Origin of the sequence: Amycolatopsis sp. NPDC005961, assembly GCF_040629235.1 — a bacterium.
Classification (GTDB): Bacteria; Actinomycetota; Actinomycetes; order Mycobacteriales; family Pseudonocardiaceae; genus Amycolatopsis; species Amycolatopsis camponoti.
The window spans coordinates 1-24,108 of sequence record NZ_JBEXVF010000110.1; the positions used below are offsets into that span (position 1 = coordinate 1).

Sequence of the window (24,108 nt, forward strand, 5' to 3'; positions counted from 1 at the left end):
GGCCCGCGCAGGGCCGCCGCGCCCGCGTCGAGCGCGGCGGGCAGGCCGAGGCGCACGACGTCGAGCACGGTGGTGGTGTCCGGCAGCGGGTGCAGGCCGTCGTCGGCGACGACACCGGAGTGCACGGCGCCGTCGCTTTCGTAGGTGGCGAATCGCATGGCTTCCTCACACGGGTGGGGCGACGAACAGGCCTTTGTCCGGGTCGTTGAAGGACTTCCGCGCGACGAACTCGTTCATCGCGTTGGCGGTCCCCCACTGGTCGGAGACCTCCGGCCGGCTGAAGTCGTAGAGGTGGGGGTGCCAGGTGTCCTCGTCGACCTCCTCCAGCTCGGTGGTGTACTCGACCGTGTTCCCGTGCGGGTCGAGGAAGTAGCTGAAGGTGTTGTTCCCGGCCAGGTGCCGTCCGGGGCCCCAGATCTTCTCCACCCCGGCCCGCAGCAGCCGGCCGGTGCCGCGCAGGTACTCGTCCAGCCCGCGCAGCTCGAAGGACGCGTGGTGCAGGGACGGGTGCGGGCCGCGGGCGATCGCGAGGCTGTGGTGCCAGGCGTTGATCCGCAGGAACCACATCATCTCCCCCATGCGCGGGTGCATCAGCGTGTCCGACAGCCGGAACCCGAGGTGCCGCTCGTAGAACGCACGGGTGCCTTCCGGATCGGCGGAGTTGACGACCACGTGCGACAGCCGCACCGGGACGGATTCGCCGGCTTCGATCTTGCGGTGCGCGCGGATCGCGACGTCGGCGCTGACCTCGATCGTGCGGCCCTCGTTGTCGAAGAACCGGAAGCCGTAGCCGCCGCCGGGGGTCGGCAGGGTCTTCGGCTCGTGCACGAGGGTGACGCCGGACGTGGCCAGGCGCGCGGCGAGGGTGTCGACGTCGGACGGGCTCGCGGCACCGAAGGCGATCAGATCGATCCGCTTGTCCTCGGCCTGGCGCAGCCGGACGACGTAGTGCTCGGGCGAGCCCTCCGCGGCGAGGAACGCGATGCCGGAGTCGGTGTGTTCGGTGCTCAGGCCCCAGGCTCCGGTGAAGAAGTCCCGCTGCCGGGCGAAGTCGGGCACGGCGAGGTCGACGTGCCGCAGGTGGGTGATCAGGCGATCGGTCATGGGGATCCTCCGGGAAATCAGGCGGGCTGGGAGACGAGTTCGGCGATCCGGCGCATGAGTCCGGGGACGTCACCCTGCTCGCGGTCGAGCAGCCACTGCCCCAGCTGGTTGGACGCGTCCACCACGGCCTTGGCGCGGGCGTGGCGGCGGTCGGTGAACGCCGTCCACAGCCGCTCGTCCAAAGTGGAGTGCCGGGTGAGCAGCTCGGTCAGGACCGCCGCGTCCTCCAGGGCCTGGGCGCCGCCCTGGGCGAGGGTGGGCGGGCAGGAGTGCACGGCGTCGCCGATCAGCACGACCCGGCCGCGGTGCCAGGGCGGTGGGAGGACGTGGGTCTCGAACCACGTGTAGTGGATGCGCTCCGGGTCGTCGAGCGCGGCGCGGATCTCGTCCCACGGCCCGTGGTAGGCCGACGCGAGGTCCCGCATCGTCTCGAGGCGCTCCTCCGCGCTGAGCACGCCGCGGTTCTGCGCGTCTTCGACGAGGTAGGCGTAGAGCGAATCCTCTCCGGTCGGGCAGTACCCGGCGATGTAGCACGGGCCGCCGTAGCAGAGATCGGTCCGCGTCACCGACGCCGGGCGCGGGCCGAACACCCGCCAGATCCCCATCCCGGTCGGCCGCGCGGCCGGCTCGACGCCGAGCAGGCGCCGGACCGTCGAGCGGATGCCGTCGGCGCCGACGACGAGGTCGTACCGGCCGGCCGAACCGTCGGAGAACGTGACGTCGACCCCGGTGTGGTCGCCGCGCAGCGCGGCGACGGCGAGCCCGAACCGCACCTTGGCACCGGCCTCACTCGCGCGGTCCAGCAGGATTCGCGCGAGGGCGGGACGCGACATCCCGATCGTGGCCGGCAGATCCGGTCCGCCGGTGCGGAAGTCCGGCAGCTCGACCAGCAGGGTGCCGTCCGGTGCACGCAGTCCGACGCTGTCGAAGCTGTACCCCTCGCGCCGCACCCGCTCCCACACGCCGAGGCCGCGCAGTTCACGCAAAGCGTTGCCCTGCAGGGTGATCCCCGATCCGAGGACGGCCACGTCGGTCATGACGTCGATCAGGTCGACCGCGACCCCGCGGGCGGCGAGCCGGATGGCGGTGGCGGTTCCGGCCAGTCCTCCGCCGACGACGAGGACGTTGTCCACAGCTGGCACGACGACTCCTTTGTCCTCAATGGATGGTTACTTGACGGCGATGGGAGCGACCGGCGCACCCACGGCGCCGGTGACCGGCAGCGGGGCGGCGCACAGCCAGAAGTCGTGGACGCCGTCGGCCACGCAGTCCGCCGCGAGGGCGTCGAGGTCCCACATCTCGCCGAGGAACAGGCCGATGTGCGGGATGGCGACCTGGTGCAGCGGCTGGAAGGCGACGTCGAACTCGTTGGGCCGCACCTCCACGCCCCAGGTGTCGGTGGCGATCCCGGCGATGTCGGTGCCGTGCAGCCACTCCGCGGTGGTGAAGGACAGGCCGGGCGAGTCCCCGCCCGCGTAGTCACCCCACCCTTCGCGCCGCGCCCGGCTGAGCCGGCCGGTCCGGACGAGGACCAGGTCGCCGCGGCCGACCCGAGCTGAGTCGCCGTGCGCGGCGATCGTGGCTTCGAGGTGCTCGACGGTGATCGCGAACCCGTCGGGCAACTCGCCGTCGGTGCCGCAGACGCGGCCGACGTCGAGCAGCACGCCGCGGCCCGCGATGAGCCCGGCGGTGGTTTCGATGCCGGTGACCTGGTCGCCTTCGCTGGTCACGACGTCGCCGGCCCGGCGGCCGTTGTAGGCGGTGCCGTGGTCGAAGATGTGGCCGAGACCGTCCCACTGCGTCGACGCCTGCAGCGGCATGAACACCACGTCGTCGGCGCCGCCGAGCCCGTGCGGGAAGCCCTGGGTCCCGCGTTCGGCCTCCACGCCGGTGTCGAGCATGGTGTGCACCGGGTTCGTGCGCCGGCGCCAGCCCTTCTGCGGCCCGTTCGCGTCGAAGCTCTGGGCCAGGGAAAAGCTCACGCCGCGGCGAACCAGCGCGGCGCCTTCCACGCGCTTGGCCGCGTCCAGGTGATTCAGCGTGCCGAGGACGTCGTCCGGGCCCCAGCGGCCCCGGTTCGAACATCGTTTCGCCGCGGCTGCGATCGCGCCTTCGGGATCGTGTCGTTCCACGCCGTTCACTGTGCGGCCCGGCGAAGCATCCGGGAAGACGAATCAGCTGATGCGCCACATCAGCGCGATGGATACCCTGTCGCGATGAATCTCGCGACGCTGGACCTGAACCTGCTGGTCACGCTGGACGCGCTCCTGCAGCAGCGCAGCGTCACCCGCGCGGCCGAGCAGGTCGGCTTGAGCCAGCCGGCGGTCTCCGCCCAGCTCGCGAGGCTGCGCCGGCACTTCCACGACGAGCTGCTCACCCGGGTCGGCAACACGTCTCGTCTCACGCCGCTGGCGGTCCAGCTGAAGGAGCGCGTCCGGGTCGCCCTGACCGGGGTGGACCGCGTCTTCACCGCGGCGGCCGACTTCGATCCCGCGGCCACGGCCCGCGAATTCTCCTTCGTGGTCAGCGATTACGGTGCCGCGGTGCTCGGGCCGGCCCTCGCCGAGCTGTTCGCCGCGGAGGCGCCCGGCGCGCAGCTGCGGATGCTGGCGAACACCCCGCAGGTGGTCGACTCCGCCGAACAGGTACTGGCCGGCCTCGACCTGCTGCTGTTGCCCCACGGATTCGTCCACGGCCTGCGGCACCAGGACCTCTACACCGACGAGTGGGTGTGCCTCGTCGCCGCCGACAACGCCGAGGTCGGGGACACCCTGACGACCGGACAGCTCGAAACGATGCCGTGGGTGGTCACCTACCACGGTCCGACCGCCTCGACGCCGGCCGCCCGGCAGATGCGCATGCTGGGCATCGAGCCGCACGTGCGGATCGTCACCGAGTCGTTCCTGGCCGTTCCCGGCTTGATCGCCGGCTCTCGTCGCGTCGCACTGCTGCAGCGGCGCCTGGCCGATCGGATCCCGGCCGCGCTCGGCGTCCGGGCGTTGCCGTGCCCGTTCGAGGTGAGCCCGTTGCTCGAAGCGATGTGGTGGCACCCGATCCACGACGACGACCCCGAGCACCGCTACCTCCGCGCCCTCGTCGCGACGGCGGCAGCACGGATCTCCACCTGACCTGGTTTCATCCACGGCGTCGATGACGCGCTTCACGAAATGTGATTTCCGCTCCGGCGTGGACGAACCCACACTTCGTCAGCAGCGTTCCCTCTCCTGGACCGACGACGAATCTGGGTGCCGACATGTCCGAAAGCCCTGCCTTGAACGTGCCGCCGGACGCCGGTGCCGTCCCCGTTGTGTCCTCGCCGGCCGAGCACGGTACGACCACGGAGCGGACTCCCGGAGTTCTCCAGCTGATCCTCCTGCTGGCCGGCAGCTGCCTGTCGGTGCTCGGCGCGGTGCTCATCGCACCCGTGCTGCCGCAGATGACCCGGGCGTTCACCGGCACCCCGGGCGCGGACGTTCTCGTACCGATCGTCCTGACCGCACCGGCCCTGCTGATCGGCCTCACCGCGCCCTTCGCCGGGATCGTCGTGGACAAGATCGACCGGAAGCGGTTGCTGATCCTGGCGATGCTGGCCTACGCCGTTTTCGGGACCGCCCCGCTCTACCTGACCTCGCTGGGCACCATCCTCGCCAGCCGGGTGCTCGTCGGGCTGTGCGAGGGCGCGATCATGACCTGCTGCACCACGCTGATCGGCGACTACTGGTCCGGCCCGCGCCGGGCGCGCTACCTCGGCCTGCAGACTCTGGTCGCGACGTTGTCCGCCACCGTGTTCCTCGGCCTCGGTGGCGCGCTGGGAGCGTCGGGCTGGCGGACGCCGTTCTGGCTCTACGCCGTGGCGGCGCCGCTGGCGATCCCGATGACGCTGAAGCTCTGGCAGCCGTCGCGCCGGGGCGAGCCGGCCTCGGCCCGGCACCTGCCGAAACTCCCGTGGCGACAGCTGGCCGTATCCTGCCTGGTCACCCTGTTCGGCGGCATCGTCTTCTACGCCCTGATCGTCGAACTGTCCTTTGTGCTCACCGACGTGGGCGTCACCTCGACCGGGACCATCGGCCTGATCTCGGCGGTCATGTCCCTCGCCACCGCCGCCGGAGCGATCGCGTTCGGTCGCCTGGCGGCGAAGACTCCCCGGACCCTGCTGCCCTTCGAGTTCGGCCTTTCCGCGGTGGGCCTGCTGGTGGTGTTCGCCACGACCGCACCGGCGATCATCACGGCCGGCGCGGTCCTCACCGGGTTCGGCACCGGGATGCTCCTGCCGACGCTCGTCACCTGGGCGGTGAGCCGGCTTTCGTTCGACCAGCGCGGCCGGGGAACCGGGCTGTGGACCGGCGCTCTGTTCATCGGCGAGTTCGCGGCCCCGCTGGCGCTCGCGGGCATCGGCTCCGGCACCGGTGGCCTCCAAGGCGCGCTGGCCGTTCTCGGCCTCGCCTCCGCCGTCGTCGGCGCGCTGATCGCCCTCGCGTTGCGACGCGGCAACCAGCCCCTCGACGGCCGGGACGGCGCGCCCCGAACAGCAGCGGCTCGGTAGCGGCGGTCCCCGGTCGTCACCCCTCGGGCGCGGGCAGCGCGCGGCGGTTCAGCTTTCCGTTGGGCAGCAACGGCATCCGGTCGAGGACGAGCACCCGGAACGGGACCAGGTGCGCGGGCAGCCGCCCGGCGAGCGCGGACCGCAAGGGGCCGGCGTCGGCGGGGCCCACGACGTAGCCGATCACTCGCCCGTCGCGCAGCGCGGCGGCGGCGCGGACGACCCCCGGCTCCCGCAGCAGCGCGTCCTCGATCGCGCCGAGCTCCACCCGCGGGCCCCGCTGCTCGACCTGGTCGGTGCCGCGGCCGAGGTAGTCGTGGTTGCCGTCGGCGCGGGTCCGCACGACGTCGCCGGTGCGGTACATCCGCGCACCCGCGACGAACGGGTCGGCGACGAACAGCGACGCGGTCAACGCGGGCCGGTCGCGGTACCCGCGGGCCACGCCCGCGCCGCCGATGTAGAGCTCGCCGATCCCGCCCGGCTCGACCGGTCGGAGCCGGGCGTCGAGAACGTAGGCGTGGACGCGGGGTATCGGCGTGCCGAGCGGCACGATCGCGGTGTCGCCGAGCACGTCGACGTCCGGGTGCAGCAGGAGGGAGTCGACGGTGGTCTCGGTGAGGCCGTAGGCGTTGACCACCACCGAACCCGGGTCCAGCCGCTTGGCGAGCTCGCGGAAGTCGGCGGCCGGCCACCCCTCCGAGCCGACCGACATCAGTCGCATGACGGGCAGCTCACCCGCGCGGCCGAGGGCTTTCGCCTGGGCGGGAACCAGTTCGGTCGCATCACCGCCGTGACGGCGGAATTCGGCGAGCAGCTCGACCGGATCGGCCACCGCCTCGCGGGTCGCGATGACCATCGTCCCGCCCGCGAACACCGAGCGCAGCAGGTCGGCGAAGAAGAGATCGACGCCGATCCCGATGACGGAGACGAAGGTCGGCGGCTCCTCGCGCAGCCGGAACAGCTCGTCCCACGCGGCGAAGACGTGCTCGAGGTGGCGGTGCTCGACGCCCACCGGCTTGGGCTTGCCCGACGAGCCCGAGGTGTACATGACGTAGGCGAGGTTTTCGGGCCGCAGCTTGATTTCCGGGGGCGTGGCCGGGCTGTCCGGCCACGGCGTCGGCGATCCGTACGTCGCCGGGGACCTCGGTGGTGTTGGTGAGCACGAGCGAGACTCCCGCGTCCGCGCCCATCCAGGCCACGAGGTCGGACGGGTACACCGGATCGAGCGGCAGGCAGGCCGCACCGGACTTGAGGACGCCGAGCGCGCCGACCGCCATGTCGAACCCGCGGTCCATCCGCAGCCCCACCAGGTCCTCGGTCCCCAGGCCCCGCCCGGCGACGTACTGGGCGACGCGGTTGGCTTCGCGATCGAGCTGTGTGAAGGACATGCGCTCGCCCGCGAAAACGAGAGCGGTGGCGTCGGGAGTCGCGGCGACTTGCGCCGCGAAGAGATCGAGCAAGCGTTCCATCAGTCCCCCCAGACGGTCCTGGACCCATCGTGCGCGACCGGCCGCGCTCCCGCAGCGTGGACCGTCGGTTGCGTCGCCCGGCGGCGCTGCCTAAGGTCGGTCCGGCAAGCCGGGGGCAGGGGGAAAGTGTGCGCATCGCCGTGGCCGGAGCGGACGAGCTGGTCGGCCCGCACGTCATCGAAGCGGCTCGAAGGCGCGGCCACGCGGTGGTGGCGTTGGCCGGCGTCGACCTCCTGGACGAAGACGGGCTGAGCGCCGCGCTGGAAGGCGCCGACGTCGTGATCGACGTCAGCAACTCCGCGTCCCTGGACGAAGAGGCGGCCCGCAGGTTCTTCACCGGTGCCGCGGCCACCCTGCAGCGCGTCGGCGCCGAGCGAGGGGTGCGGCACATCGTGACCCTGTCGGTCGTGGGGATCGACGACACCGGTTTCGGCTACTTCCGCGCGAAGGTGGAGCACGAGCGCGCGGCGGGTTCGGGGCCGGTCCCCGCCACGATCGTGCGCGCGACCCACTTCCACGAGTTCCCCGGCCAGCTCGTGGGCCGGACCCGCGACGGCGGCCACGCCACGGTGTTCGACCTGCGCGTGCAGACCGTGGCGGCGACGGCGGTGGCCGCGGCGCTCGTGGAGGTCGCCGAGCGTCCGGCGCAGGGCCGCACCCCCGACATCGCGGGCCCTGCCCCGGCCGAGGTGCTCGACCTCGCCCGTGCTTTCGTCGACCACTTCGACCTGCGGCTGGAGCTGCGGACCGACCAGCACACCGTGACCGGTATCGCCGAGGACGGCCTCCTGCCTCAAGCGGGCGCGACCATCCTCGGGCCGAGCTACACCGAGTGGCTCGACAGTCCCGAGGCGGCCGCACTGGCCGCCGACGGCTGACCCGTGGCGAGCGGAGTCAGCAGGCCACCGGCCACGAGGGCCTCGGTGTGCGTCATTCTCCTTCGGCCGCGAAGCCGACCCGTACCGAGCCGAGGCCGGAGATCTCGCCGTGGAAGACGTCGCCCGGTGCGACGGTGACCATCGGCCCGAGCGCGCCGGTCAGCACGACATCCCCCGCCCGCAAGGGATCTCCCCGGCGGGCCAGCGTGGACGCCAGCCACCGCGCGGCGGCGAGCGGGCTCCCGAGGCAGTCGGCGCCGGTGCCCTCCGAGACCGCCGAACCGTTGCGGGACAACGTCATCCGCACCGTCCGCAGGTCCACGCGGTCGAGCGGCACCCGCGTGCCGCCCAGCACGAACAGGCCGGACGACGCGTTGTCCGCGACCGTGTCGACGATGGAGATGTCCCAGTCGGTGATCCGGCTGTCCACGATCTCCAACGCGGCCGCCGCGAAACCGGTCGCGCGCACCACGTCCGCCGCGGTGCAGTCCGGATCCGGCAGGTCGTCGGCCAGCACGAGCGCGACCTCCGCCTCGACCTTCGGCTGCAGGAGCCGTCCGGCGGGCACGGTGCCGCCGTCGGCCACGGTCATGTCGGCGAACAGCGCGCCGAAATCGGGCTGGGCGACACCCAGCTGGCGCTGCACGGCCGGCGAGGTCAGGCCGATCTTGCGGCCCGCCGGGCGCCGTCCCTCGGCCAGCGCGCGCTCGGTGTTCAGCCGTTGCACCGCATAGGCGGACACGATGTCGCCGAAGGTGAACAGATCGCGGATCGGCAGGCACGGCTTGCCTGCGTCGGCGGCGGTGCGCAGCAGGTCCGCGGCTTCACGGACGGCGGCAGCCACCGGATGGGGCGGGGGCATGGGTTACCTCCGGGTTCAAGCGCTGAACGGGTCGAGGCAGAAGCCGGACCAGGCGTCGGAGTACTCCGGGTCCGCCGCGGGGCTGAGCAGGTGGCGGTAGCGGCCGGCGTGGAACACCAGTGGCTCGCCCGCGGCGTCGGCGAGGTGGCGCACCCGGCCGACGAACAACGTGTGGTCGCCGGCGGGGTGGGCCTCGACGATCTCCGCGGTCACCTGCGCCAGCGCCCCGGCCACGACGGGGACCCCGCCGTGGTCGTCGAACCGTGGGAGCAGGTCCGGGTCCGGCCGGCCGCTGAAGTGCCGGCTGACGGGCTCCTGGTCCGCGGCGAGGACGCTGACGCCGTAGACGCCGCTGGCCGGGAGCAGGTCGTGCATCTTGGCGCGCCGGGCGATGGACACCACGACGAGGGCGGGCTCGAGGGACACCGACATGAAGCCGTTGGCCGTCATGTAGTGGGGTCCCGACGGGGTGGGCGTGCTGATGATCGTGATGCCGGTGGCGAACCGGCCCATGGCGTCGCGAAACCGCCGAGGGTCGACGCTCGCCGGCGGCGCGGCGGTACTCATGGGTCCTCCTGGGGATTCCGGGGTTCTCAGCCGGCGACCGCGCCGGCCGTCGCCAAGAGCAGGTCCAGCAGGACCCCCTCGACGTTCGCGGTGACGACGGTGTCGACGAGACCGGTGAAGGCGTCGAGCCAGGCACCCGGGTCGACGACGACGATCCGGCCGGCGGCCTTGACCGCCTGGAGCGTGCCGAGGTCGTGACGCCCGAACCCGAGGTAGACCGCGGGCGCGATGCTGCGGGCGAGCGGCCCGATCTCGAGCTGCGGGGGCGCCTCCCCCGCGGCGACCGCGGCCGCCGTCGCGACGAGCGCGATCCCCGGGGTCGCGGCGACGCGTTCGGCGACGCGGCGGGCCCCGGTGCCCAGGCCCGGCCCGAGCCCGATGACCAGGCGGGCCGCGGCGAGCCTCGGAGCGTCCGGCAGCTCGACCCGGCGCTCGACCGCCGTGTACCCACCGTTGCCGGTCGCGGTGCCGTCCGCGAACTCGACCTCCGGCTCCCGTTGGTCGCGCACGGCTCGCACCGGGAAGGACCCGGGCCGCAGCGTGCCCATCGACGGGGTGGAGTGCGCGATCACCGGCGCGACCACGTCGGCCGACAGGGCCGGCTTGAGCCACCGCAGGTCGGGCTCGTCGGTGTCCGCGTCACGGACCTCCAGGGCGGTGAAGTCCCCGGTCAGGCCGAGTCCGAGCCGCGCGGCGACGCGCGGGGCGTAGTCGCGGCCACGGGCGCTGAACGGCGCGATCACCGCGAACGGCGTGTGCGTGGCGATCGCCGTGCTCAGTGCGTCGGTGACCGCGTCCGTGCGGTAGTCCGCCGGCTCGGTGCCGCGCAGCACCAGCACCCGGTCGGCCCCGTGCGCGTAGAGCACGCGCGGGAGATCGTGCGGCTGGTCGCACGGCAGCACCGCCACGATCGCGGCCCGCAGGTCGCCGGCGACCGAGCGGGCGCAGGCCAGTGCTTCGAGACTCGTCGGGTGGAGGCCACCGCCGGGCAGCGGCTCGGCGATGGTCCAGATCTCGCGCGTCGGGCCGGACACGACGACTTCGGCCTCGGGCTCGAGCGGCGCGAAGGCCACCTTCAGCAGTTCCGCGGTGTCGAAGCCGACCCCGACGTACTCGGCCCGGCGTTCGCGGGCTTCGTGCCGGATCTCGGCCACGAAGGTCGGCGAACCCCGGGTGCCGAAGTCGCGCGGTCCGCCGCCGAGGTCTTCGGCGGTGAGCGTTTCGACGGCCGACGCGTCGGCCTCGGTCACCCACGGCGGTTCGGTACCCCGCCCGACGGCGACCACCGCGGGCAGGGCGACGGTCCAGGTTTCCCGGCCGACGTCGGTCTCGACGTCCGCGGCGAGGACGCCGTCGCCGGCCCGCAGGTTCGTGGCCTGGGTCAGCTGCGGGAGCCCGGCCAGCTCCGCGACCTGCGGGCCGACCTGCGCGGTGCCGCCGTCCAGCGTCCACCGGCCGGTGAGCACCAGGTCCGGGCACTCCCGCTCGACGAGCCGGGCGAGCGCGCGAGCCGTCGCCAGGGTGTCGGCACCGGCGAACCGCCGGTCGGCCAGGTGCACGGCGCGGTCGGCCCCGCGGCGCAGCGCGTCGAGCAGGGTCGCGGCCGCGGCGGGCGGCCCCATCGTCACGGCCACCACCTCCCAGCCGGTCTCCGCCCGCACGGCCAGCGCCTGCGCCAGCGCGTGCAGGTCCGGTGGGTTGGTGACGACCTGGTCGTCGTCCCGGCGGATCCGTTTCGTGCGTTCGTCGAAGACGCCCCGCCCGGGCACCGGGACCTGCTTGAGGCAGACGAGAACGCGGCCCGGCGTGCTCACCCCTGCGCTCCCGCGTAGGCGTCGTCCTCGACGTCGTACTCGTCGCCCACCGCGAGCATCCGGAACTCCTTCTTTCGCGCCCCGCACACCGGGCAGACCCAGTCGTCCGGGATGTCGGCGAACGCCGTGCCGGGCTCGATCCCGCCTTCGGGATCGCCGAGGCGGGGGTCGTACACGTCCTGGCAGACGTCACAGATCCACAGCGCGGTGGCGGGATCGCCCTGGGTTTCTTCGGTGGCCACCAACGTCTTCATCGACGTCTCCTTTCGAGGGTGGAAAAGGAGACGGCCCCGGAACTCGGGGTTTCCGAGGCCGTCTCCTCGCTGGGTGCGGCGGGCGGATCAGGGTTCGAGCCCCGCCATGCGCGTCATCCCGCGCACGCCGAGCCCGCCATCGCTGTGGATGATCGTGCCGGTGACCGCGGGCGCGCGTTCCTTCGCGGCGAGGAACGCGTAGGCCCAGGAGTGGTCTTCCGGCTGGGCGACGACGCCCAGCGGGTTGATCCCCTTGATCAGGCCTTCGATGTCCGGGACGTCCTTGAGCGACTGACCTTCGTTGGCCAGCGCGGGAATCCCCCGCAGGTCCGTGATCGTGCCGCCGGGCGCCACCCCGTTGACCCGCACGTGCGGCGAAAGCTCGTACGCCAGCTCGGTCACCAGACCGCGGACGGCGAACTTCGACGACACGTAGAGCGGACCGCCGCCGCCGGGGTAGAACCCGGCGTTGGAAATGGTCAGGATGATCTGACCCCGGTTCTCGATCAGCTGGTCCAGCGCCGCCTTCACGGTCAGCAGGTTGCTCTTGACGTTGACGCCGAAGAGCTGGTCGAACGCCTCACCGATCTTGTCCTTCGGCAGCTGCGGGATCTCGGTGAAGTAGTCGAACACCCCGACCGCGCAGACCAGGGTGGTCAGCGAGCCGAACGCGGCCGTCACGTCCGCGACGGCACGTTCGTTGTCCCACATGGAAGTCGCGTCGCCCTGCGTGACGACCACGGCGTCCGGGGGCAGCTTTTCCTTCAGGTCGCGCGCTTTTTCCGGCGAGATCTCAAGGATCCCGACCTTCGCGCCCTCTCGCACGTAGAGATCGACCACCGCTCGGCCGATCCCCGATCCCCCACCGGTGACCAGTGCGACCTTCCCGTCGAGGAAGCCCATGGGAATCAGTCCTTTCCGAGCAGAGCCGACAGCGGACGCGCGTTGAGCTCCGCGCCGGGGCCGTACGGGGTGTCGAGCAGCTTCGAATACATTTCCGGGCCCTGCCAGGTCAGGCTTTCCAGCTGCAGCGGGTCGAGCAGGGTCTGGAACCCGAGCCGGGGCGAGCTGACGAGCAGGCGTTCGCGCTGGCCGGTGCTGGTGTAGCTGACCTGGATCACCGTGAACTCGTTGGCGATCTGGATGATCGGGTGCCGGCCTTCGTTGTGGATGATGGTCACCGAACTGCCTCCGTCACATGATCAGGGCGAGGTTGTGCGTCATGACGGTGGTCTGGTCGAGCACGACCACCCGCTTGGCGAGCCGGTAGCCACCGGCCACCCGGCGGAGCACGTCGTGGCGCTCGCCGGAGAGGATGTCGAACGTCGCGACGTCACCGCGGGTGCGGTAGAGCAGCAGGTTCGACTTGACGGTGACCTCGTTCTCCACCTCGCCGGCCTCGACCCGGATGTTGGTGACGAAGTGCCGCGACCGCGACGGCGGGTCCTCCGCCCACGCGTATTCGGTCTCCAGCCGCAGGACCCGCATTTCCATCGAGTCCCAGTCGTCGTCCATCAGGGTCATTCCCTCGACGATGTCCGTCTCGGCCTCACGCTCGCGCGTGACCCGCAGCGGCACGACGTAGGACAGGTCCTCGGCCACCAGTTCCAGCCACTCGCGGTACTTGCCGCCGTCGAGCAGCTCGGCTTCGGTGAAGAGCCAGCCGGTGACTTCGCGGATGGTGGCGTCGGTGATTTCCGTTGCTGTGGTCATGGTCGCTACGCCTCCGCCCGCGTGAGCGCTTCGGCCGCGGCGGCGTCGGGCACCTTGCCGTTGCCGTTACCGGTGTGCGCCGGCGGGTCGGTGACCATCAGCTGCATCCAGTACTCCATGAAGTTGCGCTGGTTGGCTTCGGCGTAGTCCATCGGGAACGCCTTGCCGGGGCCGGGCCAGTCGGGGTCGGGCTCGTAGACGCCGCGGCCCATCTGGTAGTTGAGCTCCATCGTCTTGGCGTACTGGGCGCCCAGCACCCGCGTGATGCTGCGCCAGTTCTCGGCGTCGTCCTGCTCGAAGGCACCGGAGATGCCGAACGTGCGCACGTAAGCCTGGTAGCTCTCTTCCTTGTACCAGTCCGGCGCTTCCTTCTCGACCAGGAAGAAGGACATGATCTCCATCTTGTCCGGGCCGAGCGGGTGCCACAGCCGCAGCGTCAGGAAGGACGTCGGCGGCGAGACGTGGTCCTTCGACATCAGGAAGTTGCCGATGGACAGGTTCGGGAACACGGTGCCGTGGATGAACGCCACCGGCCGGAACACCTCGACCTGCTCCGGCGAAAGCCGGCGCTGCAGCTGTTCGACGATGTTCTCCGGCATGCCCAGGAACTCGGGCAGCGGGATGCCGGGCGGCGGCCCGATGATGCCGAGGCCGTGGCCGTTCTCGGTGTGCACGTGCTCGCCGTAGAGCGCGAACTTCGGGTCCGGCGGGGCGAGCCCGAGCTCCACCATGGACCGGTGCGTCATCATCGTGTGGTAGGCGTCGCCGATGAAGTTGTCGGCGCCGAGCTTCCAGTTGGCGTCGACGACCCAGCGCTGCGGGGCGCCGACCACCTCCAGGCCGGCGTCGCTGCGGTCCAGCACGAGGTCGAGGTAGAACTTCATGTCGCCGAGGTAGTCGTCGAGCGACTGGGCCTCCGGATCGAGGCAGCCGAAGATCAAGCCCTTGTAGGTGCCCAGTTTCGGCACCGGCTTCAGCTGCCACAGGGACTTGTCCAGCTTGTTGCCGTACGCCTCCCGCCCGGCGGGCACGCCCACCAGGCTGCCCTTGTTGTTGTAGGTCCAGCCGTGGTACGGGCACCGGAAGTGCGACGTGTTCCCCATTTCGGCGCGGCACACCTGCATACCGCGGTGGCGGCAGCTGTTGAGGTGACCGCGGATCTCGCCGTCCTCGTCGCGGCAGACGATGAATTGATCTTCCGAGATGTAGCGGACGACGTAGTCGCCGCGCTCCGGGATTTCGCTTTCGTGAGCGAGGAAAACCCAGGACTTGCCGAATACGCGCTCGCGTTCGGCATCGTGCATCTCGGGGTCGTTGATGATCGCGGCCGGAACCGTCCAGTCGGCCTCCACATCGCGCAAACCCTTCTCGAGGATCTGCCGGAGTTCGTCCCTCAACATGTGACCGCCTTGGCGTCGGACATCTTTGTCTCCTCCCGAAAGCGCGGGCCCGCAATGGTTCAGGACCGCGGTAAGAGCTTGACTGAGTTTCTAAGATACTAGTATCTTTGGCCTCGTTGTCAAACCCCCAGTCGTCCGCCGCGGAGGCGAACCGAAGGAGAGCGCACCATGGGAACACCCGTCCTGTCGCCGGAGTGGATGAAGTCCTACGCCGAGCTCTGGAACACCACGGAGGCGACGCGCGAGGGCCTCAAGAAGCTGAGCATGGTCGTCGAATACCGGCTCGCGGAGGACGAGAGCCGCGCGGGCCAGATCGAGGTCGACGCCGGCGAGGTCGTCCGCGCCGGCGCCCCGGCCGAAGGCGTGAAGCCGGACTTCCTGCTGACCGCCAAGGTGGAGACCTGGCAGCGCCTCGGCGAAGGCGAACTGCCCGCCGCCAAGGCGATGGTCACCCGGAAGGTCAAGTTCCGCGGTTCCATGTCGGTGGCGCTGGCCAACCTGCCCGGCCTCGAAGCCGCTATGAAGATGTTCGGCCAGATCGACGACACCGACTGGTCGGTGGACTGACCGACGCCGTGGTCGGCAGCCCGGCCCACCCGAAGCCGGAGCGGAAGCCCGCTCCGGCTTCGGCACGGCCACCAGGCGGTGCCGGGCTTGCTCCACCTGGCCCAAAGAGCGCGCCACGCGCACCTGGGTTACCGCGTAAACGCACCCTGCGTGCCACTGACACGCTAGAATCTCGGCGTGATCGACAGTACGCCAGCACCGACCTTCCCGCACCGAAGGGCCGGATAGTCCATGCCCATGATCGCGTCAGTCACCAAAACGGACCAGATCTACCAAGCACTCCTCACCCAGCTGCTCGAGGGCCGGCACCAGTTCGGCGAAATCCTCAGCACCTACGACCTCGCGACGGAGTTCGGCGTGAGCCGCAGGCCGGTGATGGACGCGGTGATGCGCCTGGCCGCCGCCGGGTTCATCTCGGTCATTCCGCAGGTCGGATGCCAGGTGGCGATCCCGGACGAACGCAAGGTGCGCGACCACTTCGCGGTGGCGGGCATCCTCGAGGGAGCGGGAGCCCGGCTCGCCGCCCTCACCGCCACCGACGCCCAGCTGGCCGAGATCGACGACATGCTGGTGCGCGGCACCGGCCCGGCCAAGCGGAACGACGCACCCGCGTTCGCCGGAGCCAACCGGGACTTCCACTCCGCCGTACTGGCCGCGAGCGGCAACCAGCGCCTGGCCGACCTGGCGATGGACACCTGGGACCTCAACGACTTCTACCTCCAGAAGAACCGGCTGAGCACGGACCTGGTGCAGGCGCAGAGCGAACACGCCGAGATCGCGGAAGCGATCGAGCAGCGGGACGCGGAACGCGCCGGCAAGCTCATGGAGGAGCACGTTTCGCGGTTCTGGAAGTTCGTCGAGGTGTAGCCACCCCTACCCGAACGGGTGTCACGGCCGCGGCCATGACACCCGTTTTTTCTTTTTCACCCTCGCCCGACCGCACCTTCACGCCAACGCGGGTTGCCTCTGAGATTCTAGTATGCCAACATGGCGGGACGTCGCGACAGGAAAGGAACGCTGTGGAGCAGCACGTAAGCATCTGGGGCGATTGGGCGGGCGTCGAGCTGCGCCAGCGAACCGTTGACGCGGCCGGCGTCGCCACCCGGGTGGTGGAAGCGGGTACCGGCCCCGCGCTGGTCATGGTGCACGGCACGGGCGGGCACCTGGAGGCGTATTCCCGCAACCTCCGCGACCTGGCGAAAGAATTCCGGATCGTCCTCTACGACATGGCGGGGCACGGGCACTCGGCCAAGCCCGACCGGCCTTACACGATCGATTACCTCAGTGACCACCTGATCGCGGTCCTGGACGCGCTGGGCATCGAAAAGGCCCACCTCTCCGGTGAATCGCTCGGTGGTTGGGTGGCGGCGTGGACCGCGGCGCACCACCCCGGCCGGGTCGAGCGGCTGGTGCTCAACACCCCGGGCAACATCACGAACAAGCCGGAAGTGATGGCCGGGCTGAAGGAATCGAGCATGAAGGCGGTCCGCGAGGCCAGCCGGCCGAGCGTGCGCACCCGGGTCGAATGGCTCTTCCACGACAAGAGCCTCGTCACCGACGAACTCGTCGACCTGCGGCTGGGGATCTACACGCAGTCCGGGTTCGAAACCGCGATGCGCAACATCCTCGCGGTGCAGGACTGGGAACACCGCCGGCCGTACGTCTGGTCGTCGCAGTGGTGCGGCCGCATCGTCGCGCCGACCCTGCTGCTGTGGACCGACTACGACCCGACGGCTTCGGTCGAAGAAGCCGCGCTGCTGGAGGAACTGATCCCCGGAAGCCGCCTCGAAGTCATCGAGGGCGCGGGCCACTGGCCCCAGTGGGAGAAGCCCGACCAGTTCAACGAGACCCACATCAGGTTCTTGAAAGGAAAGTGATGACCGCACGAAACGGCGCCGCGTACCTCGACCGGCTGCGCACCCACAGCCCCGAGCTGTGGGTCGGGGCCGAGAAGATCACCGACGTGGCCGGGCACAAGGCGACGTCCGGCGCCGCGGCCGAAATCGCCCGCCTCTACGACCTGCAGTCCAAAAGCGACAGCATGCTCTTCTCGCCCGAGGACGGCGCCGGCAAGGCAGGCGTGCAGTTCCTGATGCCCCGCACGGCCGAAGACCTCGAGCTCCGCAGCGTCATGCACAAGCAGTGGGCGGACTCCACCCTCGGCATGATGGGGCGCAGCACGGACTTCGTCAGCGCGATGCTGGTGGCGTGGAACGCCAACGCCGAGTTCTTCGGCGAAGGAGCCGACCGGGTGCGCGCGTACTACAAGTACGTGCGGGACAACGACCTCTTCCTGTCCCACGCCTTGGCGGACCCGCCGGTCGACCGGTCGAAGCCGCCGTCGCAGCAGCCCGATCCCTTCACCTACCTCGGTGTGAAGCGCGAAACGCCGGACGGCATCATCGTGAGCGGGGCGAAGATGCTCGCCACGGCCGCGCCCTACTCCGACGAGATCCTCGTCTGGCCGTTCTCGCTCCGGAAGTACGGGGCCGAGGAGAAGCCGTACGCCATCGCGTTCGCCATCCCGGCCGACGCCCCGGGGGTCCGGCTGATCTGCCGCGAACCGTTCGGCGGCGGGAACGGTTTCGACCACCCGCTCTCCAGCCGGTTCGACGAGATGGACGCCGTGGTCGTGTTCGACGACGTGCTCGTGCCCTGGGAACGGGTCTTCATCAACCAGGACTTCGAGCGGGTCAACAACATCTGGGCGATCAACTCCAACGCCTTCACCGGCGTCCAGACCTCGGTCCGGCTGCTGGCCAAGCTCCAGTTCGTCGCGGGCATCGCCAAGCGGGCGACCGAGACCGTCAAGACCGACCAGTTCCCCCAGGTCCGCGACGCGCTCGGGGAGATCACCACCTACATCGAGCTGACCAGGGCCGCCGTCCTCGCCGCCGAAGCCGGCGCGCGACCCAACGACGACGGCATCCTGTTCCCCGACGTCCGGCCGCTGTACGCGGTGCGCAACTCCGCGAACCGCTGGTACCCGCGCGTCCGCGAGATCCTGCAGCAGATCCTCGCCGGCGGCCTGCTCTACCAGCCGGCCGACGTGAGCGCGTTCGACTCGCCGATCGCCGAGGACATCGCCCGGTTCTACCGCGGTCCCGACACGAACAGCCTGGACCGCATCGCGATCTACAAGGTCGCCGCCGATCTCGCGGTGTCCGCCTTCGGTGGCCGGCACGAGCTCTACGAGCGGTTCTACGCGGGCGATCCCCTGTTCCTCCGGATCAACACCCAGTTCAACCAGTACGACTGGACCGAGCCGCTGGGCCTGATCGACGGGCTGCTGGCCACCTCGATCAAGGACTCCGGTCTCCTGCCCGGCGGTACCGGGGAGGGTGCGGCGGCATGACCGTGCACGGGCGGCGGGCACTGGTGACCGCCGGGTCGAGCGGGCTCGGCACGGCGATCGCGACGTCGCTGCGCGCGGACGGGGCCGAGGTGTTCATCACCGGAACCGGACCGCACACCGGTGAGGTCGCCCGCGAGATCGGTGCGGCGGGCTGGGCGGTCGCGGACTTCACCCAGCCCGGTGCCGCGGCCGCGGCGGCCGGCGCCGCGCGCGAAACGCTCGGCGGCATCGACATCCTGGTGTCCAACACCGGCGGCACCCGCGCGGCGAAGGCGACCGAACTCTCGGCGCAGGACTGGGATTCGGCCTACCGGCTCGTGCTGGACAGCGCGATCTCGCTGACCAACGCGGTGCTGCCCGGGATGACCGCGGGCGGGTGGGGACGGCTGATCTACGTCACCTCGGTCGGCGTGGTGAAGCCGTTGCCCCTGCTGCACCTGTCCAACGTGATGCGGGCCGGCGTGGCGGCACTGGCGCGGTCGCTGGCCGCCGAGGTGGCGCCGCACGGCGTCACCACGCACGTCATCGCCCCCGCGCACATCGACACGCCGCGGCGGCGTTCGCTCGCCGCGGCGCGCGCGGCCGCCGCGGGCGTCCCGACCGAAGAACTGGAGCGACGGCAGCTCGCGACCGAGCTGCCCGTCGGCCGGTGGGGACGTCCCGAGGAGATCGCCGACCTGGTGAACCACCTCTGCTCGGAGTTCGCCGGGTTCCAGACCGGGCAGACCCACGTCGTCGACGGCGGGATGACCTCGACCTGACGGGAGAACCGTGACGAATTTCGACCAGTGGATGCACAAGCTCCACGAAATGAAGGACTACGACCCCGAGCGGTCGCTGCCCGAGCACCTGGTCACCCGCTCGGCGAGTGCCCGGTGGCTCGAGGAGGACGTGACCGGCAACCCCAGCCGGGTCGGCGTCCTCGCGGACGTGCCGGCGAAGGCGATGGAGTTCTACCTGCAGGAGATCCCGGCCGGCACGGCGACGGACCTCCAGCGCCACCTGCACGAGTCCGTGCACTGCGTGCTCGAGGGCAGTGGCTACTCCGAAATCGGGCCGGAGACCCTGCGGTGGGCGGCCGGGGACTTCGTCTACACCCCGCCGTGGGTGTGGCACCGGCACTACAACGACAGCACCGGACGCGTCCGCATGATCCTCGTCGAGAACTCGCGACAGCTCGACGCCCTCGGCATCAACCGGCGGGAAAGCGCCGGCAACATCCCCTACGACAAGATGGACAGGAGCTGACCCACCGATGGGTATTTCTCAGGTGGCCCACGCCGAACTCGCCGTGGCCGATCTCGACGAGGCGATCGGCTTCCACACCGACGTACTGGGCATGCGGGAGCTCGGCCGCGCCGACGGCGCCGTGCGGCTCTCCGTCGGCATCGACGGCGGCTGCGACCTCGTGCTGACCGCCGGCGGGACCGGGGTCCGCCGGTTCGCCCTGCGGGTCGACGACGTCGCCGACCTCGACCGCTACGCGAAGCGCCTGGCCGAAGCCGGGGTCGCTACCGAGACCCGCACCGACGAACACCCCGGTGTGGTCCAGGCCCTGCGGTTCCAGGCGCCGTCGGGACACGCGATGGAACTCGCGGTGCTCTCGACCGGGCCGCAGTACGTCCACCCGGCCAAGGCCCCGCACCGCGGCGGGATCCGCGCACTGGACTTCGACCACATCACCGTGCAGGCGCAGGACCCCAAGCCGCTGGTCGACTTCCTGGTCGAGCTGCTGGACTTCCAGGTGTCCGACATCTTCGCCCCGGCTCCCGGGGTGATCGGCGCGGCCTGGTGCCGGGCCAGCACGCTGCACCACGACATCGCGATCATCTCCACGCCGGAGGCCGGGAAGTCGCTGCACCACTACGCGCTCGGGATGGAGTCGTTCGACCACCTCAAGGTGGCCGCCGACGAGCTCGGCCGGCACGGCGTGCCGATCGAGGTCGGGCCGGGCCGGCACGGCGTGGGCGGCAACGTCTACACCTACTTCTGGGCCGCGGGCAACCGCTACGAGCTGTCGGCCGAGATGCCGCGGGTGCGTCGCAACGACCCGGTGGTGTGGGACGACTTCCCGAAGGCGTTCAGCCCGTGGGGCCTGCAGCCGCCCGAGTCGTTCGGCCACGCTTCCTGAAAGTCCCCCGAACCGGTCCGCCCGGCAGGCAGGGCAGCCCCCCACCTGGGCTGCCGGGCGGACCGCCCCTTCCCGTCGCACGCGAGGAGACCCATGGCGCAGAAGTTCGGTGTCGACGACCTGCGTGGCGTCATCGCCGTGACGCCCACCCCGGCCCTGCCCGGCGCGGCCGCGCTCACCGCACGCGACACCGTGGACCTCGCCGAATCCGATCGCATGATCCGCGCGCTCGTCGCCGACGGCGTGGACGGCCTCATCACCAACGGCACGCTCGGCGAGATGGCGACCCTGACGCTGGCCGAATGGCAGGCCTTCACCGCGTGCGTCGCCGACGCGGTCGCGGACACCGCCCCGGACCTCCCGCTGTTCGTCGGCGCGACCGCCCCCAACACGCGGGACACGGTCGACCGGATCCGGTTCCTGCGCGATCTCGGCGTGCGCGGCGTCATCCTCGGCCGTCCGATGTGGAGCGAACTCGGCGCCGACACGCTGCTCGCGTTCTACCGCGGCGTCGCCGGCCTGTTCCCGGACATGGCGATCGTCCTCTACGACAACCCCGAGGCGTTCAAGGGCCCGATCCCCTCGGCCGCCTACGCCGCGCTGTCGGAGGTCCCCCAGATCATCGGCGCGAAGTACATCGCCATCACGCCGAAGTTCGCCGCGGACGTCGCCGCGGTCGGCAGCCGGCTCCGGTTGCTGCCGCTGGAAAGCGACTGGCTCGCGGCGCACACGCTCTACCCGGAGACCGTGCTCGGCTGCTGGAGCAGCAGCGCCCTGTGCGGTCCGGAGCCCGTGCTCGCCCTGCGCGACGCGATCCGGCGCGGGGACGTCGGCACGGCGCGGCACCTCACCCGCCGCATCGAGTGGACGTACGAACCGTTCCTCGCCCGGACGAACTTCCCCGAGTTCTCCAAGTACAACATCACCCTCGAGAAGCTCCGCTTCGACGAGGCCGGCTACGTCACCGCCGGCCCCGCCCGCCCGCCGTACCACGTCGTTCCCGGCCCCTACGCCGAAGGCGCGCGCGAGAACGGCCGGCGCTGGCGCAAGCTCGTCGGCGAAGTGCGTGGCCAGGACTCCTGAGACCCGCCCGGCACCGTGTCTGTGTGTGGCACGGCCGGGCCCGCGGGAACTGATGGCGCCGCCCCCACCAGCCGGGGCGGCGCCATCAGTCGTCACCGGGATTCAGTGCGCGCCGAGCGAGCCGAGCAGCCCGCCCACCACCTGCCCGGCGGTCGCGACCACGCCGTCCAGCGGGGCGGGCACGCTCACCGGCAACCCGGCGACCGGTGCCGGTGCCGGTGCCGGTGCCGTGGTCGGCGGCGAAGGCTGGTGGACCGGCGCGGCGGGGGCCGGCTTGGCCGGTGCGGGCGCGACCGGTGCCCCACCCGTGGCCGGGGGACGCGGCAGCACCGCCGGCCGGACCGGAGCGTGCGCCACGCTTTCGTCGTACGTCGGATCTTCGCCGGAATACCCGGGGGCGTCCGGCACGGCGAACGAACCCGCGGAATAGGCCCGCATCCACGCCGTGACCTTGTTCAGGTAATCCTCGGAGTTGTTGTAACTGAGAATGGCACTTCGCAATCCGGCACCGGTGTTCAGATCGCGATCGGCGGCGCAGAGATACCGGCCCGCCGACTCCGCGGAATCGTAGACGTTCTGCACGTCCACCTGACCGTCACCGGATCCGTCCGTGCCCCATTTCTGCCAGGTCGACGGGATGAACTGCATCGGGCCGGCGGCACGCGCCCATTGCCCGCTCGCCGCGTCGACCATCCTGGCGAAGCCCGGCGAACCGTCCAGGGCGGGACCGTAGACCGGCCGGACCATCGTGCCCCGCGCGTCCACGTCGCCGTGGCGGGCGTGGTTCGACTCGATCTTGCCGATGCCCGCGAGCAGCGGCCAGCTCAGGTGACACCCCGGGTCCGCCTGACCGAGCGAGGCCTCGGCCCGGCGGTAGGCGTCGAGCACCGTGGCCGGAATTCCGGTGCCCGCACCGGATCCGGTGGCGGCGCCGAGCCGGTGGTCCACCGGGGCCGCGAGCGGCGGCAGCACCGGCACGCCGGGCAGCGTCGCCGGGAGCCCGGCCTCCGGCAGGAGCGGCCAGACCGGTTTCACCGGCGCTGGTGGCCTGGTCGACGCGGCGGCGGGAAAGGGCCGCCCGTCGGCCACGGGCTCGACCAGCAGCACCCCGCCGCCGACCACGACCGCACTCGTGAGCGCGACCGCGGTGCAGGCGGTCTTGGCGACCCGGTGACGTTTCCTCTTTCGCACTGCTCGGTGACTGCCTTCGCTGCGATTCCCGATCGGTGCTCCCATGCCAGGTCCCTTTCCGTCGCGTCATTGAAACCGAGGACTGGTATGCTAAGATTCTAGCATGTTTCTAGCCGGTAGAACTACCATGAAGAAAAGGACGGTGGGTCGATGCCCGTTGCCGTGTGCGCCCTGTCCCATTCGCCCCTGATCGGCTTCAACCATCCGGCGAAAGCCGTCGAAGAGCGGGTCGAGAAGGCTTTCGAACACGCGCGGGGTTTCATCGCCGCATTCGACCCCGACCTCGTGGTGCTCTTCGCACCCGACCACTACAACGGTTTCTTCTACGACATGATGCCGCCGTTCTGCGTCGGGACGCGCGCCACCGCGCTCGGGGACTACGACACCCCCGCCGGGGAGCTGTCGGTGGCCAAGTCCGCGCGGACGCTCGCCAAGGACGTGCTGGCGGCCGGGATCGACGTGGCGGTGTCCGAACGGATGTACGTCGACCACGGGTTCGCCCAGCCGCTGCAGCTGCTGTTCGGCGGCCTCGACCGGGTTCCCGTCATCCCGGTCTTCGTCAACTCGGTCGCCGCGCCGCTCTGTCCCGTCGGCCGCGTCCGGCAGCTCGGCACGGCGATCGGCCACGCGAGCGCGCACCTCGACGAGCAGCGCGTGCTGTTCCTCGGCTCCGGCGGCCTCTCGCACGACCCGCCCGTGCCGCAACTGGAAAACGCCACCGAGGAGGTCGCCGCCCGGCTGATCGACGGTCGCAACCCGACGCCCGAAGAGCGCGCCCGGCGGCAGGCTCGCGTGATCGCGTCCGGCCTCGACCTGGCCGCGGGCACGTCGTCGATGCAGCCGATCAACCCGGAGTGGGACCAGCAGTTCCTCGACGTGGTTTCGGCGGGCGAGCTCCGGCTCGTCGACGGCTGGAGCACCGAGTGGTTCGCCGAGCAGGCCGGGCATTCCTCGCACGAGGTGCGGACCTGGATCGCCGCGTACGCCGCGATGGCGGCCCGCGGGAAGTACGTGATGAACTACCGGTTCTACGAGCCGGTGCCGGAGTGGGTGGCCGGTTTCGCCGTCACCACCGCCGTTTCCGCCGACGCCTGATCCTCCGGGCGCGGCGCCGGACCCGCTTCGGGGGAGCCGTAGCCGACGGCGTCCGCGACGCGGGCCAGCGTGTGGTCGGTGGTGC

At 71.0% G+C, this 24,108-nt stretch carries 25 protein-coding genes and 1 pseudogene; 12 read left to right on the top strand and 14 right to left on the bottom strand.

Features of this window, described 5'->3' with window-relative positions; genetic code table 11:
• Positions 1-165: 165 nt before the first annotated feature.
• From ABZ342_RS46260 to ABZ342_RS46270, 3 genes are read right to left on the bottom strand one after another with little or no spacing between them, the layout of a single operon-like run.
• A complete protein-coding gene (locus ABZ342_RS46260) occupies positions 166-1,104 on the bottom strand; it encodes a VOC family protein (protein WP_360487690.1) in 939 nt (312 codons plus the stop codon).
• Positions 1,105-1,121: 17 nt separating this feature from the next.
• Positions 1,122-2,246: an FAD-dependent oxidoreductase gene (locus ABZ342_RS46265; protein ID WP_360487693.1), complete on the bottom strand. Its 1,125-nt coding sequence runs from the start codon at positions 2,244-2,246 to the stop codon at positions 1,122-1,124.
• A gap of 27 nt (positions 2,247-2,273) precedes the next feature.
• Positions 2,274-3,236 (bottom strand): cyclase family protein, encoded by a 963-nt coding sequence (locus ABZ342_RS46270; RefSeq protein ID WP_360487696.1) that lies wholly within the window; start codon positions 3,234-3,236, stop codon positions 2,274-2,276.
• A gap of 84 nt (positions 3,237-3,320) precedes the next feature.
• Here ABZ342_RS46270 and ABZ342_RS46275 point away from each other — a divergent pair, with 84 nt between their 5' ends.
• Positions 3,321-4,232 (top strand): LysR family transcriptional regulator, encoded by a 912-nt coding sequence (locus ABZ342_RS46275; protein WP_155546848.1) that lies wholly within the window; start codon positions 3,321-3,323, stop codon positions 4,230-4,232.
• A gap of 125 nt (positions 4,233-4,357) precedes the next feature.
• Complete coding sequence (locus ABZ342_RS46280) at positions 4,358-5,647, top strand: MFS transporter (protein WP_360487699.1); 1,290 nt, start codon at positions 4,358-4,360, stop codon at positions 5,645-5,647.
• Positions 5,648-5,663: 16 nt separating this feature from the next.
• On the opposite strand, the gene ABZ342_RS46285 is transcribed toward ABZ342_RS46280, so the two are convergent.
• The gene (locus ABZ342_RS46285) at positions 5,664-6,887 is read right to left on the bottom strand and encodes an AMP-binding protein (protein ID WP_360487702.1); all 1,224 of its coding nucleotides are present in this window, start codon (positions 6,885-6,887) and stop codon (positions 5,664-5,666) included.
• A pseudogene (locus tag ABZ342_RS46290) lies at positions 6,790-7,113 on the bottom strand (AMP-binding protein); the annotation flags it as partial. The pseudogene ABZ342_RS46290 and the gene ABZ342_RS46285, both read right to left, overlap by 98 nt.
• A gap of 128 nt (positions 7,114-7,241) precedes the next feature.
• Here ABZ342_RS46290 and ABZ342_RS46295 point away from each other — a divergent pair.
• A complete protein-coding gene (locus ABZ342_RS46295) occupies positions 7,242-7,991 on the top strand; it encodes an NAD(P)H-binding protein (protein WP_360487706.1) in 750 nt (249 codons plus the stop codon).
• A gap of 52 nt (positions 7,992-8,043) precedes the next feature.
• On the opposite strand, the gene ABZ342_RS46300 is transcribed toward ABZ342_RS46295, so the two are convergent.
• From ABZ342_RS46300 to ABZ342_RS46335, 8 genes are all read right to left on the bottom strand, one after another.
• Positions 8,044-8,853 carry a fumarylacetoacetate hydrolase family protein gene (locus ABZ342_RS46300; protein WP_360487709.1) on the bottom strand — a complete coding sequence of 270 codons (810 nt, stop codon included), beginning with the start codon at positions 8,851-8,853 and terminating at the stop codon, positions 8,044-8,046.
• Between the two features lie 15 nt (positions 8,854-8,868).
• Entirely contained in the window at positions 8,869-9,420 is a 552-nt protein-coding gene (locus tag ABZ342_RS46305; RefSeq protein WP_360487712.1) for a flavin reductase family protein, read from the bottom strand.
• 26 nt (positions 9,421-9,446) lie between these two features.
• On the bottom strand, positions 9,447-11,234 hold the full coding sequence (locus ABZ342_RS46310) for an electron transfer flavoprotein (RefSeq protein ID WP_360487715.1): 1,788 nt from the start codon (positions 11,232-11,234) through the stop codon (positions 9,447-9,449).
• Positions 11,231-11,437, bottom strand: a complete 207-nt coding sequence (locus tag ABZ342_RS46315; protein ID WP_196425725.1) for a rubredoxin — start codon at positions 11,435-11,437, stop codon at positions 11,231-11,233. Before ABZ342_RS46315 ends, ABZ342_RS46310 begins: the two co-directional genes overlap by 4 nt.
• A 138-nt stretch (positions 11,438-11,575) precedes the next feature.
• Positions 11,576-12,391 (bottom strand): 3-(cis-5,6-dihydroxycyclohexa-1,3-dien-1-yl)propanoate dehydrogenase, encoded by an 816-nt coding sequence (hcaB, locus tag ABZ342_RS46320; RefSeq protein ID WP_360487718.1) that lies wholly within the window; start codon positions 12,389-12,391, stop codon positions 11,576-11,578.
• Between the two features lie 5 nt (positions 12,392-12,396).
• A complete protein-coding gene (locus ABZ342_RS46325; RefSeq protein WP_155546841.1) occupies positions 12,397-12,669 on the bottom strand; it encodes a dihydrodiol dehydrogenase in 273 nt (90 codons plus the stop codon).
• Between the two features lie 13 nt (positions 12,670-12,682).
• Positions 12,683-13,201 (bottom strand): aromatic-ring-hydroxylating dioxygenase subunit beta, encoded by a 519-nt coding sequence (locus ABZ342_RS46330; RefSeq protein ID WP_155546840.1) that lies wholly within the window; start codon positions 13,199-13,201, stop codon positions 12,683-12,685.
• A 5-nt stretch (positions 13,202-13,206) separates the two neighbouring features.
• On the bottom strand, positions 13,207-14,601 hold the full coding sequence (locus ABZ342_RS46335) for a Rieske 2Fe-2S domain-containing protein (protein ID WP_360487723.1): 1,395 nt from the start codon (positions 14,599-14,601) through the stop codon (positions 13,207-13,209).
• 168 nt (positions 14,602-14,769) lie between these two features.
• Between ABZ342_RS46335 and ABZ342_RS46340 the strand changes: the two genes are divergently transcribed.
• The 8 genes from ABZ342_RS46340 to ABZ342_RS46375 all read left to right on the top strand — a co-directional run bounded on the left by ABZ342_RS46340 (position 14,770) and on the right by ABZ342_RS46375 (position 21,737).
• Entirely contained in the window at positions 14,770-15,168 is a 399-nt protein-coding gene (locus ABZ342_RS46340) for an SCP2 sterol-binding domain-containing protein (protein ID WP_360487726.1), read from the top strand.
• 237 nt (positions 15,169-15,405) lie between these two features.
• The gene (locus ABZ342_RS46345; protein ID WP_360487729.1) at positions 15,406-16,035 is read left to right on the top strand and encodes a GntR family transcriptional regulator; all 630 of its coding nucleotides are present in this window, start codon (positions 15,406-15,408) and stop codon (positions 16,033-16,035) included.
• A 152-nt stretch (positions 16,036-16,187) separates the two neighbouring features.
• Positions 16,188-17,045: an alpha/beta fold hydrolase gene (locus ABZ342_RS46350; protein ID WP_360487732.1), complete on the top strand. Its 858-nt coding sequence runs from the start codon at positions 16,188-16,190 to the stop codon at positions 17,043-17,045.
• Positions 17,045-18,523 carry a 4-hydroxyphenylacetate 3-hydroxylase N-terminal domain-containing protein gene (locus ABZ342_RS46355; protein ID WP_155546835.1) on the top strand — a complete coding sequence of 493 codons (1,479 nt, stop codon included), beginning with the start codon at positions 17,045-17,047 and terminating at the stop codon, positions 18,521-18,523. The genes ABZ342_RS46350 and ABZ342_RS46355 overlap by 1 nt, the downstream gene beginning before the upstream one ends.
• A complete protein-coding gene (locus ABZ342_RS46360) occupies positions 18,520-19,284 on the top strand; it encodes an SDR family oxidoreductase (protein ID WP_360487735.1) in 765 nt (254 codons plus the stop codon). Before ABZ342_RS46355 ends, ABZ342_RS46360 begins: the two co-directional genes overlap by 4 nt.
• A gap of 10 nt (positions 19,285-19,294) precedes the next feature.
• Positions 19,295-19,771 (top strand): cupin domain-containing protein, encoded by a 477-nt coding sequence (locus ABZ342_RS46365; protein ID WP_360487738.1) that lies wholly within the window; start codon positions 19,295-19,297, stop codon positions 19,769-19,771.
• Positions 19,772-19,778: 7 nt separating this feature from the next.
• Positions 19,779-20,654, top strand: a complete 876-nt coding sequence (locus tag ABZ342_RS46370; protein WP_360487741.1) for a VOC family protein — start codon at positions 19,779-19,781, stop codon at positions 20,652-20,654.
• Positions 20,655-20,747: 93 nt separating this feature from the next.
• Positions 20,748-21,737, top strand: a complete 990-nt coding sequence (locus ABZ342_RS46375) for a dihydrodipicolinate synthase family protein (RefSeq protein ID WP_360487744.1) — start codon at positions 20,748-20,750, stop codon at positions 21,735-21,737.
• 102 nt (positions 21,738-21,839) lie between these two features.
• On the opposite strand, the gene ABZ342_RS46380 is transcribed toward ABZ342_RS46375, so the two are convergent.
• Positions 21,840-22,928, bottom strand: coding sequence for a lytic murein transglycosylase (locus tag ABZ342_RS46380; protein WP_360487747.1), 1,089 nt, complete (start codon positions 22,926-22,928; stop codon positions 21,840-21,842).
• Positions 22,929-23,078: 150 nt separating this feature from the next.
• Here ABZ342_RS46380 and ABZ342_RS46385 point away from each other — a divergent pair, with 150 nt between their 5' ends.
• Positions 23,079-24,023 (top strand): 3-carboxyethylcatechol 2,3-dioxygenase, encoded by a 945-nt coding sequence (locus ABZ342_RS46385; protein WP_360487750.1) that lies wholly within the window; start codon positions 23,079-23,081, stop codon positions 24,021-24,023.
• The last annotated feature ends 85 nt before the right edge of the window (positions 24,024-24,108 follow it).

What these genes read in the sequence shown, in the direction of transcription:
- ABZ342_RS46360 (WP_360487735.1), top strand. Translation starts at nt 18,520, where the DNA reads ATGACCGTGCACGGGCGGCGGGCACTGGTGACCGCCGGGTCGAGCGGG.
- ABZ342_RS46370 (WP_360487741.1), top strand. Translation starts at nt 19,779, where the DNA reads ATGGGTATTTCTCAGGTGGCCCACGCCGAACTCGCCGTGGCCGATCTC.
- ABZ342_RS46355 (WP_155546835.1), top strand. Translation starts at nt 17,045, where the DNA reads ATGACCGCACGAAACGGCGCCGCGTACCTCGACCGGCTGCGCACCCAC.
- ABZ342_RS46375 (WP_360487744.1), top strand. Translation starts at nt 20,748, where the DNA reads ATGGCGCAGAAGTTCGGTGTCGACGACCTGCGTGGCGTCATCGCCGTG.
- ABZ342_RS46300 (WP_360487709.1), bottom strand. Translation starts at nt 8,853, where the DNA reads ATGCCCCCGCCCCATCCGGTGGCTGCCGCCGTCCGTGAAGCCGCGGAC.
- ABZ342_RS46305 (WP_360487712.1), bottom strand. Translation starts at nt 9,420, where the DNA reads ATGAGTACCGCCGCGCCGCCGGCGAGCGTCGACCCTCGGCGGTTTCGC.
- ABZ342_RS46345 (WP_360487729.1), top strand. Translation starts at nt 15,406, where the DNA reads ATGATCGCGTCAGTCACCAAAACGGACCAGATCTACCAAGCACTCCTC.
- hcaB (WP_360487718.1), bottom strand. Translation starts at nt 12,391, where the DNA reads ATGGGCTTCCTCGACGGGAAGGTCGCACTGGTCACCGGTGGGGGATCG.
- ABZ342_RS46330 (WP_155546840.1), bottom strand. Translation starts at nt 13,201, where the DNA reads ATGACCACAGCAACGGAAATCACCGACGCCACCATCCGCGAAGTCACC.
- ABZ342_RS46385 (WP_360487750.1), top strand. Translation starts at nt 23,079, where the DNA reads ATGCCCGTTGCCGTGTGCGCCCTGTCCCATTCGCCCCTGATCGGCTTC.
- ABZ342_RS46275 (WP_155546848.1), top strand. Translation starts at nt 3,321, where the DNA reads ATGAATCTCGCGACGCTGGACCTGAACCTGCTGGTCACGCTGGACGCG.
- ABZ342_RS46340 (WP_360487726.1), top strand. Translation starts at nt 14,770, where the DNA reads ATGGGAACACCCGTCCTGTCGCCGGAGTGGATGAAGTCCTACGCCGAG.
- ABZ342_RS46335 (WP_360487723.1), bottom strand. Translation starts at nt 14,601, where the DNA reads ATGTTGAGGGACGAACTCCGGCAGATCCTCGAGAAGGGTTTGCGCGAT.
- ABZ342_RS46260 (WP_360487690.1), bottom strand. Translation starts at nt 1,104, where the DNA reads ATGACCGATCGCCTGATCACCCACCTGCGGCACGTCGACCTCGCCGTG.
- ABZ342_RS46280 (WP_360487699.1), top strand. Translation starts at nt 4,358, where the DNA reads ATGTCCGAAAGCCCTGCCTTGAACGTGCCGCCGGACGCCGGTGCCGTC.